General features: G+C 46.9%; 12 protein-coding genes. 9 read left to right on the forward strand and 3 right to left on the reverse strand.

Annotation, left to right across the window (positions count from 1 at the left end; translation table 11 throughout):
* Positions 1-9: 9 nt before the first annotated feature.
* From PV763_RS03675 to paaZ, 3 genes are all read right to left on the reverse strand, one after another.
* The gene (locus tag PV763_RS03675) at positions 10-945 is read right to left on the reverse strand and encodes a tRNA-dihydrouridine synthase (RefSeq protein ID WP_004646052.1); all 936 of its coding nucleotides are present in this window, start codon (positions 943-945) and stop codon (positions 10-12) included.
* A 185-nt stretch (positions 946-1,130) separates the two neighbouring features.
* Positions 1,131-2,570, reverse strand: a complete 1,440-nt coding sequence (locus tag PV763_RS03680) for a spinster family MFS transporter (RefSeq protein WP_420937364.1) — start codon at positions 2,568-2,570, stop codon at positions 1,131-1,133.
* Positions 2,571-2,763: 193 nt separating this feature from the next.
* Positions 2,764-4,875 (reverse strand): phenylacetic acid degradation bifunctional protein PaaZ, encoded by a 2,112-nt coding sequence (paaZ, locus tag PV763_RS03685; protein ID WP_420937365.1) that lies wholly within the window; start codon positions 4,873-4,875, stop codon positions 2,764-2,766.
* 261 nt (positions 4,876-5,136) lie between these two features.
* Between paaZ and paaA the strand changes: the two genes are divergently transcribed.
* From paaA to pcaF, 9 genes are all read left to right on the forward strand, one after another.
* Positions 5,137-6,081, forward strand: a complete 945-nt coding sequence (gene paaA, locus PV763_RS03690; protein ID WP_074384100.1) for a 1,2-phenylacetyl-CoA epoxidase subunit PaaA — start codon at positions 5,137-5,139, stop codon at positions 6,079-6,081.
* A 31-nt stretch (positions 6,082-6,112) separates the two neighbouring features.
* The gene (gene paaB / locus PV763_RS03695; protein ID WP_004279183.1) at positions 6,113-6,403 is read left to right on the forward strand and encodes a 1,2-phenylacetyl-CoA epoxidase subunit PaaB; all 291 of its coding nucleotides are present in this window, start codon (positions 6,113-6,115) and stop codon (positions 6,401-6,403) included.
* Positions 6,404-6,420: 17 nt separating this feature from the next.
* Positions 6,421-7,176 (forward strand): 1,2-phenylacetyl-CoA epoxidase subunit PaaC, encoded by a 756-nt coding sequence (gene paaC / locus PV763_RS03700; protein ID WP_420937366.1) that lies wholly within the window; start codon positions 6,421-6,423, stop codon positions 7,174-7,176.
* Positions 7,177-7,204: 28 nt separating this feature from the next.
* Complete coding sequence (gene paaD / locus PV763_RS03705; RefSeq protein WP_005247163.1) at positions 7,205-7,705, forward strand: 1,2-phenylacetyl-CoA epoxidase subunit PaaD; 501 nt, start codon at positions 7,205-7,207, stop codon at positions 7,703-7,705.
* A gap of 75 nt (positions 7,706-7,780) precedes the next feature.
* Positions 7,781-8,839, forward strand: coding sequence for a 1,2-phenylacetyl-CoA epoxidase subunit PaaE (gene paaE / locus PV763_RS03710; RefSeq protein WP_420937367.1), 1,059 nt, complete (start codon positions 7,781-7,783; stop codon positions 8,837-8,839).
* A 42-nt stretch (positions 8,840-8,881) separates the two neighbouring features.
* Positions 8,882-9,652, forward strand: a complete 771-nt coding sequence (locus PV763_RS03715) for an enoyl-CoA hydratase-related protein (RefSeq protein ID WP_420937368.1) — start codon at positions 8,882-8,884, stop codon at positions 9,650-9,652.
* Positions 9,652-10,443, forward strand: coding sequence for a 2-(1,2-epoxy-1,2-dihydrophenyl)acetyl-CoA isomerase PaaG (gene paaG, locus PV763_RS03720; protein ID WP_005247159.1), 792 nt, complete (start codon positions 9,652-9,654; stop codon positions 10,441-10,443). The genes PV763_RS03715 and paaG overlap by 1 nt, the downstream gene beginning before the upstream one ends.
* A gap of 3 nt (positions 10,444-10,446) precedes the next feature.
* Positions 10,447-12,000: a 3-hydroxyacyl-CoA dehydrogenase gene (locus tag PV763_RS03725; protein WP_420937369.1), complete on the forward strand. Its 1,554-nt coding sequence runs from the start codon at positions 10,447-10,449 to the stop codon at positions 11,998-12,000.
* Between the two features lie 12 nt (positions 12,001-12,012).
* Positions 12,013-13,224 carry a 3-oxoadipyl-CoA thiolase gene (gene pcaF, locus PV763_RS03730; protein WP_420937370.1) on the forward strand — a complete coding sequence of 404 codons (1,212 nt, stop codon included), beginning with the start codon at positions 12,013-12,015 and terminating at the stop codon, positions 13,222-13,224.
* Positions 13,225-13,243 lie beyond the last annotated feature (19 nt).

Here is a 13,243-nt window from a genome sequence, read left to right on the forward strand (position 1 = left end):
TTTTTGGTTTTAAATATTTGAAGCTTTCAGTTTTTCGGTAATCTCGGCCAGAACTTTAATCCGTTTTACTTCATCCCATAATGCTTTGGCTTCAGGATAATGTTTCGACATCATGCCGAGCCATTGCTTGTAACGACCGACCATCCCGATCTCAGTTTTGGCTGGGCCGTTGATAAAACGAATTTGCAGTTGTAGCAGTTCATTCCATTTCATCAAAGGTGCATCCGAGTTTTGACGGATACATTGAGTCAGGTCGGGTGTGGTCACTGCACCACGGCCAATCATCAGGTCTTCGCAGCCAGATTCTAGTCGGCACTGTTTGGCATCGGCATTGTTCCAGATTTCACCATTGGCTATCACATTGATCTTGAGTGCTTCACGAATCGGTTGTAGCTGGTCCCAAAAAGCGGGTGGAGTATAGCCATCGGCTTTGGTGCGTGCATGAACGGTAACCCATGCTGCTCCTGCATCTTCAATGGCATGGGCATTTTCCAGCATGAAATTACGGTCCATATAACCCAGACGCATTTTGGCGGAAACCGGAATATGCGCAGGCACTGCATCACGCACGGCTTTAACCAGCTCATGCACGACTTCGGGTTCATCGAGCAGGACTGAACCACCACGATGACGGTTCACGGTTTTGGCCGGACAGCCAAAATTCATGTCAATTGCCGGTGCGCCCATGGCTGCCACTTTGGCGGCATTCGCTGCTAGCATCTCCGGATTATTTCCTAAGAATTGGACATGTACCGGTGTACCTGCCGCCGTCTTGCCATCATTCAACAGTTCCGGGCAGTAAGTATGATAAATATGATCGGGCAGAAGGGAATCGGTGACACGGATAAACTCGGTCACACACCAGTCAAAGCTACCTACGGATGTCAGCACATCACGCATAATCGGATCGGTTAAGCCTTCCATGGGAGCAAGCACAAGTTTCAACGGTGCACACCTGTAAATTTAAAACGGTGTTATACGTTTTTTTAGGCAGCCTGTCTAGGCTGGATCGGAATTGAATGATGAGTACCTGAAAATTGAACTTTTTGGGCTGATATAAAAAGGCCCTTAATGTGAATTAAAGGCCTTTAAAAGTGAAAATTAAGAAGGTTTAGCAATATCCAGCCATTTTAGTCAGCCAGTTTCTCGACTTTCATACTTTCACGATAATACTGGCAGCCCTTGTACAACAGGAAGAAGCCAATCAATCCGGCAATCGCATTGACGATCGAGATCGAGTTGCCGACCATCAGGGTGTTCTGGAAGTATTTATCCGTAATTAACGCCACAGCGGTGGTTCCGACGCCTAAGGCAATCAGGTTTGAAACCAGCAGGAACTTGGCAGATACTTGTGCGCGTAGCTGGTTTGGTGTCAGCATTTGCGTAGCAGCAGCCGATGCAGGAATCGGGAAAGTGGAGAAGAACATCGCCACAAAAATCAGCGCAAATGAAAGCTGCATATTATCGACCTGAGTAAACAGCACACTCGGAATAATCAGCGCCGTACAGCCAATGGCACCGGTACGAATTGCAGCATCGCTATAGCCACGTTTCGAGAAAAAGTCGATCAGCCAGCCACAGAACAAGGCACCTGAAGTATTCGCGACTAGAATAATCGTACCGAGGATATAACCGGTTTGACTCGCATCCAGACCGAAATTACGCATGTAATAGGCAGGTGCCCAGCCTAGCAGCGAATACAGCATCATGGTGTAAAAAGAAAAGCCAATAAAATGACAGAAAAAGGTCTTTTTATGTGTCTTGATAAAACCGATCGAGTTTTTGAAAGATGCTTTAATGACCTGGCCATCCTGACCGACTTTCATACCCTTACGTGCAGGTTCACACACCGTCAGCACCATGAGTAGGGCCAGCAATACGCCCGGTAGACCGACAATCATAAAGGTGAGTTGCCAGGTTTTTACTTCACCAATAAGCGGTAAAGCCACGAAGCTGACATCTTTGAGCAGGCCAATCACATAGCCGCCAATCAGGAAAGCTAAGCCCGAACCAATAAAGGCACCAATGGCATATACCCCGAGTGCACGACCTAATTTATCTTTCGGAAATAAATCGGCAACGATCGAATAAAAGGCAGGGGAAAGCGCAGCTTCGCCGGCACCCACACTCAGACGTGCAATAAACATTTGAATAAAGTTTTTACTGAGGCCGCAGGCTGCTGTGGCAAGACTCCAGAAAGCAATCCCGGTCGCAATGATTTTAATCCGGGACTTTTGATCCGCCAGTGCGGCAATGGGCAGGCCCATAATGGCATAAAACAAGGAGAAGGCCAGACCTTGTAATAGGCTGAACTGGGTGTCGCTCAGCATTAAATCGGCTTTAATCGGTTCAATCATGAGCGATAAAATTTGACGGTCTACAAATGACAGAATGTAAGCCCCCATACAAATGACCACCACATACCATTGGTAGGTGCTGCTTTCCGGTGGCGGTTCAATCTGTTCAGACAGCGGCACGGCCGATTCTGCTGGTGTAGGCTCAAAACTTTGATTTGGCGGTTGAATCGTCCTTTCAACCATTTCTAGGTTCAGCGATTTATCATTCATCATGCAACATCCTGTGCTGATCGTTTGAGATATTTATTTGATACTTTTAATTTGATTGTTATTTTTATATTGTATCGCATTTAATTAATCTAGAGGCTAAATGGATAGGCGTCAATCTGTTTTTAAGAATAGATACAAATAATTTTTAAAGACTAAAAAAAGGAATCATAATGATTCCTTTTTTTAGTGTGCATTTTTAGCCACGTTCAACCAGGGTTAAAATATCATAGGTTGCAACCAGTTCATCGCGCTGGTTTTTCACTTTAATATCCCAGACCACCACACCATGTGGCTTCTGTGCCGGATCGCGCAGTGCTTTTGGAGTTTTCTGCTTACAGGTCAGTTCTACCTGAATGGTGTCGCCAATTTTTACTGGCTCCACAAAGCGTAAGTTGTCCATGCCATAGTTGGCAATGACTGGACCCTGAGCGGCATCAACGAATAAACCGGCCGCAGCAGACACCACGAAATAGCCATGGGCAACACGCTCACCAAACAGCGATTCTGCTGCAGCAATCTTGTCCATATGCGCATAGAAATGATCACCGCTCAGGCAGCCGAAATTCACCAGATCTGCTTCGGTCACGCTACGTCGTGCAGTCAGTAAACGTTCACCGATACGCAATTCATCAAATGATTTTTTAAAAGGATGCACTCGGTCTTCAAAGACCTGAGCTCCGGCAGTCCAGCTATGGCCGACTTGGGTCATGGCATTTGGCGAGCCTTGAATCGCAGTACGTTGCATATAATGTTTGACTGCGCGCAAGCCACCGAGTTCTTCACCACCACCGGCACGTCCTGGCCCACCATGCACCAGTAAGGGCAATGGCGAACCATGTCCGGTACTTTCTTTGGCACTTTCAGCATCCAGAATGTGTACACGACCATGCCATGGCGAAATTTTGCTGAGCAGTTGTTCAATATTTTCATCGGTATTGCGTACGATGGATGCCACCAGACTACCTTCGCCACGTGCCACCAGGTCAGCAAGTTGAGCCAGGTCAGTATATGGCATTAAAGTCACTACAGGTCCAAAGGCTTCAATCTTATGGATATTTTCTGCCTGAGCTGGCACTTTGCATACCAAAACTGTCGGTGGATAGCATGCAGACTTTTCAGCGTTTTGTACTTGAATCTTAAAGTCCTGACGCAAGTGGCTACCGAATACGATCTCTGCATCCTGGCTGAGCTGTTCAACTTTTGCCGCGACATCGTGTTTCTGTTTGACGCTGGCCAAAGCACCCATCGTCACGCCTTCCTGAGCCGGATCACCCACAACGACTTTTTTCAGTTTTTCAATTAGGCGACTCTGTACGGTGTCCAAAAGTTCAGCCGGAATGAATGCACGACGAATTGCGGTACATTTTTGTCCGGCTTTAGAGGTCATTTCACGGAAGACTTCACGGACAAATAAATCAATGCTTTCGTCATTGGCTTGTTCAGTCAAAATCGCGCTGTTGACTGAATCTGCCTCCATCGTGAATGGAATAGAGTAGGCATTGAGGTGCGGATGAGAACGGAGTTTTTGTCCTGTTGATGCTGAACCGGTAAAGGTGACCGTATCTTGAGGATTTAAATGATCAAATAAATCATAAATCTGACCGCAAATCAGCTGAAGTGAACCTTCTGGTAAAAAGCCGCTTTCATGAATGGCTTTGACCACGGCATGAGTCAGCTCGGCACCTTCAGTGGCCGGTTTGACAATACAGGGTACGCCTGCCAGCAGTGTCGGTGCGATTTTTTCCAGCATGCCCCAGATCGGAAAGTTAAAGGCATTGATATGCACGGCGACACCGGCTTTAGGCGTCAGAATATGTTTCGCGCCAAAGCTACCTTGCTTAGAAAGCGGAATCCAGGCATCTTCCACCAATGCTGTTTCATCACTCAGTTCACGACGCACCAAACTTGAATAGGCATATAAGGTGCCAATCCCACCTTCAACATCAATCCAGGCATCTTTACGGGTACAGCCGGTTGCTTTGGCAAGTTCATAAAAGTCTTCTTTGCGTTCCATCAAATATTGTGCCACTTGCTTCAGTGCATTGGCACGTTGATGGAAGGTCCATGTGGCAATAGCCGCGCCTTTTTGTTTGGCATACTTCACCACGGCTTGGGTATCGATGCCCTGACTGCCGACCTGATAAACCGCTTCACCGCTAATGGCATGATAAACCGTACGTAAATCGGCTTGCGCTGTGTATTCCTGGCCGTACACCAGTGAAGCTAAGCTTTTGATGGCAATAGGATTATGGGTTGATGCAGTATCTTGATAATCCGTTGTGCTTGAGCTGCTGTCTAACTCTAACATTGTAAAAACTCCATTTATGATACGTTTTGAGAAGTATTTTAATTTTGATGTTTCATAATTTGTGTTGAAAAATTGAAAATGTCAATCATAAATCTGTGTTTAAAAATGCATAACAATAAAATAAAAAATATTAAGTTATATAAAACAAATATTTATTAAAAATAAGGATAAAAATTAAATGATACCAATAAATAGATATTGATTTTAATTACGTATCGTTTTAATTTGGGTGTATCAACACTTGGGATAAGTGAGGGAACAATGAATAACCAACAACAAATCTTCGATCAAAAGATTGAAAAGGATATTTCCATCGAGCCGAAGGACTGGATGCCGGATGCTTATCGTAAGACCTTGATTCGTCAGATCGGTCAGCACGCACACTCTGAAGTGGTGGGTATGTTGCCGGAAGGCAACTGGATTACCCGTGCACCGACTTTAAAACGTAAAGCCGTGCTAATGGCAAAAGTTCAGGACGAAGCCGGTCATGCCTTGTATCTGTACAGTGCTGCAGAAACCCTGGGTGCCGATCGTGACGATATGATGGATAAACTGATTGCCGGTCGCATGAAATATTCATCCATTTTTAACTATCCAACCCTGAGCTGGGCCGATGTTGCAGCGATTGGCTGGCTGGTGGATGGTGCAGCAATTGTCAATCAGGTTGCGCTGTGCCGTACGTCTTATGGTCCTTATGCACGTGCCATGGTGCGTGTGTGTAAAGAAGAGAGTTTCCATCAGCGTCAGGGCTTTGAAGCCATGATGGAATTGGCCAATGGTACGCCGGAACAAAAGCAGATGGCACAGGATGCAGTGAATCGTTTCTGGTGGCCGGCACTGATGATGTTTGGTCCAAGTGATGATAATTCACCGAACAGTGCACAAAGTATGCAATGGAAAATTAAATTATTCAGTAACGATGAGCTACGTCAGAAATTTGTCGATAACACCGTGTCGCAAGTCTTACAGCTTGGTTTAACCGTTCCAGATCCAGACCTTAAATTCAATGAAGCCACCGGACATTACGAATTTGGTGAAATTAATTGGGATGAGTTTTTTGCGATTCTTGCAGGCAAGGGACCGTGTAACCATGAGCGTATTGAAGCACGCCGCAAAGCTTGGGAAGGCGGCAAGTGGGTACGTGAGTCTGCAGCAGTCTATGCTCAAAAACAGCAGCAACAGTCACAAGCACAAAAAGTTGCTTAAAACAGTTTGATCAATATAGGGAATTTTGCTCATGAATAACAAAAACAACTGGTCACTTTATGAAGTGTTTGTGCGTAGTAAACAGGGTCTGAGTCACCGTCATGTCGGCAGCCTGCGTGCACCAGATGAGGAAGTCGCACTACAAAATGCCCGCGATGTATATACCCGCCGCAATGAAGGTATCAGTATCTGGGTGGTGAAATCTGAATTGATTACCTCTTCACAGCCAGATGAAAAAGCAGAATTTTTTGAACCCGCTCTGGACAAGGTTTATCGCCATCCAACCTTTTATAACATTCCAGCTGGCATCGAGCACATGTAAAGGGAAAGGTGAAGATTATGACAAATCAAGTATTGGCAGAATTTCTTTTACATGTGGGTGACAGTCAACTGATCCTGTCACATCGTTTGGCAGAGTGGTGTGGTCATGCACCTGAACTGGAGCTGGATATTGCCTTGGCCAATATCGGACTGGATTTATTGGGTCAGGCACGTACTGCACTCAGTCTGGCGGGGGAAGTGGAAGGACAGGGTCGTGATGAAGACAAGCTGGCTTATTTCCGCACCGAGCGTGAATACCGTAATTTGCTGCTGTGCGAACAGCCGAATGGTGATTTTGCCCAGACTTTGGTGCGCCAGTGGTTGATGGATCACTACCATGCTTTATTGTTTAGCGCCTTAAGTCAAAGTCAGCATACTGAACTAGCTGCTTTTGCAGTGAAATCACTCAAAGAAGTGAAATATCACCAGCGTTTTTCCACTACCTGGATGGAACGCTTAAGTTTAGGTACCGCAGAAGCGCATGACAAAACCCAGCAAGGTTTAAACCAGTTATGGCGTTTTACCGAAGAGCTTTTTGTCCTGACGGCTGATGAAAGACAGCTGGTTGAGAGCGGTGTCATTCCAGAGATTGAACATTTAAAAGCACAGTGGCTGGAGACCATTACAACCGAGCTAGCGCGATTTAAATTAAGCCTGCCAGAGCTGGGTGCTTATCGCAGTGGGGCTAAACAGGGTTTACATACAGAACATCTCGGTTTTGTTTTGGCTGAACTGCAATACATGCAGCGCTCATATCCAAACATGAACTGGTAATTCGGCACAATCACAGGGAGTGAGTCGCATGAATCTGATTCGACACGTAGAAGATCAATGTTGGGACGTTTTACAGCAGGTTTCTGATCCAGAGATTCCGGTATTGTCAGTGATTGATCTGGGTATGATTCGTGGCGTCGAGCTGAATCAGCAGGATGAAATTGTGGTGCGACTCACGCCGACCTATAGCGGCTGTCCGGCCACGGATTTATTAAAAGCAGAAATTACCCAGGCTTTCGAGGCCAATGGTTTGACGCCGGTCAAAGTCATTGTGGACCTGTCTCAAGCCTGGACCACGGACTGGATGAGTGAATCGGGCAAACACAAATTACAGCAATATGGTATTGCCCCGCCGCAAGGCCAGTCACATAGCTGTGGTACGCATGTGGCATTGACCGATGGCATCACCTGTCCACAGTGCTTAAGTAACAACAGCAAATTATTAAGTGAATTCGGTTCGACCGCCTGTAAAGCTTTATATCAATGTCGGGACTGCTTAGAAACTTTTGACTATTTCAAATGTATTTGATTGTAACGATTGCGCGGTGGGCAGGGTAAACCAATAACAAGCCTGAACACCGCCACCTAAAAGAAGGATTTTGCCATGAGCCAATTTATACCATTAACCATTAAATCGATTCAGCCACAAACCGAGCAGGCGATCTGCATTGCCTTTGATCTCGCGCCTGAGCAGTTGGATGCTTTCCAATATCAGCCGGGTCAGCACCTGACCATTCGTCATTTAACCGATGACGGCGAGCTGCGCCGCTGTTACTCGATCTGCAGTGATACGCAGGAAGACATGAGTATTGCGATTAAAAAAATTGATCAGGGTCAGTTTTCAACCTGGGCCAATGCGCATCTCAAAGCGGGCGATGTACTAGAAGTCATGCCACCGCAAGGGGTGTTCTTTCAGAAAGCCGCCAAGGCTGGTGGCCAGAATTATCTAGGATTTGCAGCAGGCAGTGGCATTACGCCAATTTTATCGATTGTAAAGTCGGTGTTGAACCGTCAAGCGGAAGCAACATTCACTCTGGTATATGGTAACCGCTCCTGGAAACAGACCATGTTCTCTGAACAGATCATGGACTTGAAAGACCGTTTTAAGGAACGTCTGCAACTGGTAAATATTTTTTCACGTGAACTGAATGACAGCGAGATCTTTAATGGTCGGATTGATGCAGACAAATTGCAGCAGTTATTTCAGGCCAATCTGATTTCTGCCGAAGCAGATCACTGTTTCGCTTGCGGTCCTGAAGAAATGATGACAGCAGTCGAAACGGTATTACCGACTTGGGGCATTCAGCGCAGTAAGATTCACACTGAACGCTTCAATACCGGTACTGCACCGAAAGCAACCGCCCAGCAGATGGAAAGCCGTAGCGAAGAACGCGTCAATATTGTTCTGGATGGTCGCGAGCTGATTGTTGAAGTCTCCAAACAGGATGACAGTATTTTAGATGCTGCGCTACGTGCCGGAGCCGACCTGCCATATGCCTGTAAGGGCGGTGTTTGTGCCACCTGTAAATGTAAGGTGTTAGAGGGACAGGTTGAAATGGCGGTGAATTACAGTCTGGAAGAAGATGAAATTCAGAAAGGCTATGTGCTCAGTTGTCAGGCACGTCCAACCACGGCCAATGTCCGACTCAGTTTTGATGAATAACAGCTGAATTTACAGCACCGCGAGCATAGCAGGAGTTCAAGGATGACCTACATTAAAACCAGCTCAACCAAGCCAGGTGTGGTACTGATCGAGCTGAATCGCCCGGAAAAGCGCAATGCCTTAAACAATGCCACCTTGCAAAACATTGCAGCCTGTCTACAGGACTTGGAAACAGATGCTGCTGTGAAAGCCGTGGTCATCACCGGAAATACGCAATGCTTTGCTGCCGGTGCTGATTTAAATGAGCTGGCGCAGTTAGATGTGGTCAGCATCCAGCAAGACCAGCGCCCACTGCTTTGGAAAAAAATTGATGAATTTTCCAAGCCTTTAATCATGGCTGTGAATGGTTATGCTTTTGGTGCAGGTTTCGAGTTGGCTTTACATGGCGACATGGTGCTGACCGGAGAAAATGCCCAGTTTGCCTTGCCTGAAATCGGTTTGGGCATGCTGCCGGGTGCCGGTGGAACACAGCGTCTGGCCCGTCTGGTCGGTCAGCAATTAACGATGCGTTGGGCCATGACCGGTGAAATGATTTCGGCACAGACCGCATTGCAATATGGCATTAGCAGTCAGGTTTGTCCGGCAGGACTGACCGTGCAATACGCACTGGAACTGGCAGAAAAAATTTCCAAGCAGGCACCGCTGGCCATTCGTGCTATCAAGCAATCCTTAAAGTCGATTCATGAAGTGACTTTAAGTCAGGGATTGAAACTTGAACGTCAACATTTTGTCTGGCTGGCGGCAACCCAAGATCGCCAGGAAGGCATCAATGCATTTTTAGAAAAAAGAAAACCAGAATTTAGAGGTGTGTAATGGATTATCAAACAATTATTGTCGAAGAAAAAAATGCAGTGGGCTACCTGACCTTTAACCGTCCAAAACAGCTCAACAGCTTTAATGAAACCATGCATCAGGAAGTTTCCAAGGTCATCAAGGCCTGGGCCAAAGACAGCCAGATTCGTGCCGTTGTGATTTCAGCCGAAGGCCGCGGTTTTTGTGCCGGTCAGGATCTGAATGACCGCGTGGTCGATCCGAATGCCGATGCACCGGACTTAGGCCTGTCGATTGAAAAATATTACAACCCTTTGATCAAGCTGATTACCGAAATGCCTAAACCGGTGATTTGTGCGGTGAATGGTGTGGCAGCAGGGGCAGGTGCCAATATTGCCCTAGCGTGTGACATTGTGGTGGCAGCAAAATCGGCTTCCTTTATTCAGGCCTTTTGCCGTCTAGGTTTAGTACCAGATTCAGGTGGTACCTGGTTCTTGCCGCGTCTGGTCGGCCGTGCTCAGGCGATGGGCCTTGCCATGCTCGGCGATAAAATTCCGGCTGAGCGCGCAGTACAACTGGGCATGATCTGGCAGGTGGTTGAAGATGAGCAACTGCAAGCAGAAGCGAAAAAATTGGCGGAGCATCTGGCTCAGCAACCGACCTATGGTCTGTCCCTGATCAAAAAAGCCATTCATGCCGCAGCCGACAATAATCTGGACGAGCAGCTCATTCTGGAACGTGACCTGCAACGTCTGGCTGGACGTTCAAGCGACTATAAAGAAGGTGTACAAGCATTTATGCAGAAGCGTACCCCTGAATATAAAGGATGCTAAATCATGCAGCAGATCAATTTAGAACAAGTCAAAGTTGCTGTGGTCGGTGCGGGAACCATGGGGATTGGTATTGCACAACTGGCCGCCATGCACGGGCATCCGACCTATGTGTTTGATCTCGATCGCAGCAAAGTTCAGAGTGCCTTAAATGCTTTAGAGGCACAGCTCAGCAAGCGTGTAAAAAATGGCAAAATGACCCAGCAATTGCTGGAAAGTACCTTCGCCAATCTGATCGTGGCAGAGGACATTCAGCAGCTTGCCGATGCGGGCTTAATTATTGAAGCCATTGTTGAGAAGAAAGAAGTGAAACAAAACCTGTTTCAACAGCTGGCTGCCATTTGCCCGGAACAGACGATTTTTGCGTCCAATACTTCTTCGATTTCCATTACTGCAATTGCCTCGGCGATTCCACATCCAGAGCGAGTGATTGGTCTGCATTTCTTTAATCCGGCGCCGGTGATGAAACTGGTCGAGATTATCCGCGGACTGAAAACTTCAGCAGCGATTGCCGATGCAGTATTTGATCTGATGAAGCACTGGAACAAGGTTCCGGTACGGGCCAAATCGACGCCCGGTTTTATCGTCAATCGTGTCGCGCGACCGTATTATGCCGAAGCCTTTCGCGCCTTGCAGGAAAATGCCACTACCCCGGAACAGCTCGATTACATCATGCGTGAATGTGGCCGTTTTGCCATGGGACCGTGTGAACTCACCGACCTGATTGGTCAGGATGTGAATTTCTCGGTCACGCAAAGTGTCTATCAAGAATTTTTCTATGAGCCACGCTACCGCCCGTCCTTGATTCAAAAAGAGCTGGTCGATGCAGGCTGTTATGGTCGCAAGTCCGGTCAGGGTTTTTATGATTACACGCAGTCCAAGCCTGTGCCTGTATATGAATTGCCAGTCAGTTATGCCAAGTCGCTGAATAAGCTCAAAGTCACGGTAAAAGGTGAATGGTTGCATTCCTTAGCACTGATTGAACGCTTAAAACAGGCCTCTCATGTGGATCTTATTTTTCAGGCGGCAGACCAGAATGAAATCCTGATTGGTGATCTTTCCCTGCGATTATCGCTTGGCGAGTCGGTTGAACTGGCTTATCCGCATGACCCAGTGGTGTTGATGGACTGGCATGCAGATTGGGCTAATGCCCAGGCGATTCCGGTGGTGGCATCACCGGCGTGTAGTGAAGAACAGCGCCAAGCGGCAGAACTATTCCTCATAGGTATGAATTTGATACCAATTTGGTCTAAGGATCATCCAGGGCTTTATGTTATACGTAGTATCGCCATGTTGGTGAATGAAGCCTGTGAAGCCGTATTGCATGATATTGCATCAGAGCAAGATATTGATTCTGCTATGAAATATGGTGTGAATTATCCTCAGGGTCCATTTGAGTGGGTAGACAGAATTGGATATTACACAATTTTACAAATTTTAGAAAATATGTATCGTATTTATGGCGAAGAACGCTATAGAACTAGTATATATTTAGCAAAGAAAGCGGTGCAGGGAAATGCACAACAAGCTCAGCAACCACAATTCCGAGTAGCTGGCTAAAAGGAAAAAATCATGGAACAGGTTTATATTTTTGATGGAATACGCACCCCGATTGGACGCTATGCTGGTGGGTTGAGCGGTATCCGTGCCGATGATCTGGCAGCTTTACCGATTCAGTATCTGAAAAATCAGCATCCTGCATTGCCATGGGCTGAACTGGATGAAGTCATTTTAGGCTGTGCCAATCAGGCTGGCGAAGATAATCGTAACGTTGCGCGTATGGCTGCTTTACTCGCAGGGCTGCCTGATTCTGTTCCAGCGATCACCGTGAACCGCTTATGTGCCTCAGGCCTGGATGCGATTGGTCTGGCAGCACGCGCCATTAAATCCGGTGAAGCACAATTTGTACTGGCTGGTGGGGTGGAATCGATGAGCCGTGCGCCGTTTGTACAGTCCAAACCCAAGACTGCCTTCAGCCGTACCCCAGAAATTTATGACACCACCATTGGCTGGCGCTTCATCAATCCAAAATTCAAAGCTCAGTTTGGCGTCGACAGCATGCCAGAAACGGCAGAAAATGTAGCCGAGAAATACCAGATCAGCCGGGCAGATCAGGATTTATTCGCTTACCGCAGTCAGCAAAAAACAGCAGTTGCACAGCAAAACGGTATTTTTACTGCAGAAATCTTGCCAGTAGAAATTAATGCTCCCAAGAAGACTACGCTGACTATTTCCCAAGATGAGCATCCGCGTGCAGAGACCACACTAGAAAGCTTGGAAAGATTGAAAGCAGCATTTCGCGCTACAGGTGGTTCAGTCACCGCCGGCAATGCTTCGGGCGTCAATGATGGTGCAGCTTGTGTATTACTGGGTAATCAGAAATTTGCCGATCAGCATAGTTTAACTCCTCAAGCCAAAGTGGTCGGTATGGCCAGTGCTGGTGTCGCAGCCAAATATATGGGCATCGGGCCGGTGTCAGCCGTACATAAAGTTTTGCAGCAGACCGGACTAAATTTAGATCAGATGGATGTGATTGAGCTGAATGAAGCTTTTGCTGCGCAGTCACTGGCGGTGATTCGTGAACTCGGTTTGCAAGATGATGACTCGAGAATCAACCCAAATGGTGGTGCCATTGCTTTAGGACATCCGCTTGGCATGAGTGGTACCCGTCTGGTGATCACGGCCATGAAAGAACTGAAACGTCGTAATGGAAAATACGCACTCTGCACCATGTGTGTCGGTGTCGGTCAGGGAGTCGCGCTGATTTTAGAAAATATGGATTAAGGACATCATTCAATTAATG

Origin of the sequence: Acinetobacter sp. AS5 (assembly GCF_048957595.1) — a bacterium.
Lineage (GTDB): Bacteria > Pseudomonadota > Gammaproteobacteria > Pseudomonadales > Moraxellaceae > Acinetobacter.

Bases quoted from the DNA above. Each gene is read 5' to 3' on its own strand.
- PV763_RS03680 (WP_420937364.1), bottom strand. From the start codon at position 2,570: ATGATGAATGATAAATCGCTGAACCTAGAAATGGTTGAAAGGACGATT.
- paaZ (WP_420937365.1), bottom strand. From the start codon at position 4,875: ATGTTAGAGTTAGACAGCAGCTCAAGCACAACGGATTATCAAGATACT.
- paaA (WP_074384100.1), top strand. From the start codon at position 5,137: ATGAATAACCAACAACAAATCTTCGATCAAAAGATTGAAAAGGATATT.
- paaB (WP_004279183.1), top strand. From the start codon at position 6,113: ATGAATAACAAAAACAACTGGTCACTTTATGAAGTGTTTGTGCGTAGT.
- paaC (WP_420937366.1), top strand. From the start codon at position 6,421: ATGACAAATCAAGTATTGGCAGAATTTCTTTTACATGTGGGTGACAGT.
- paaD (WP_005247163.1), top strand. From the start codon at position 7,205: ATGAATCTGATTCGACACGTAGAAGATCAATGTTGGGACGTTTTACAG.
- paaE (WP_420937367.1), top strand. From the start codon at position 7,781: ATGAGCCAATTTATACCATTAACCATTAAATCGATTCAGCCACAAACC.
- PV763_RS03715 (WP_420937368.1), top strand. From the start codon at position 8,882: ATGACCTACATTAAAACCAGCTCAACCAAGCCAGGTGTGGTACTGATC.
- paaG (WP_005247159.1), top strand. From the start codon at position 9,652: ATGGATTATCAAACAATTATTGTCGAAGAAAAAAATGCAGTGGGCTAC.
- PV763_RS03725 (WP_420937369.1), top strand. From the start codon at position 10,447: ATGCAGCAGATCAATTTAGAACAAGTCAAAGTTGCTGTGGTCGGTGCG.
- pcaF (WP_420937370.1), top strand. From the start codon at position 12,013: ATGGAACAGGTTTATATTTTTGATGGAATACGCACCCCGATTGGACGC.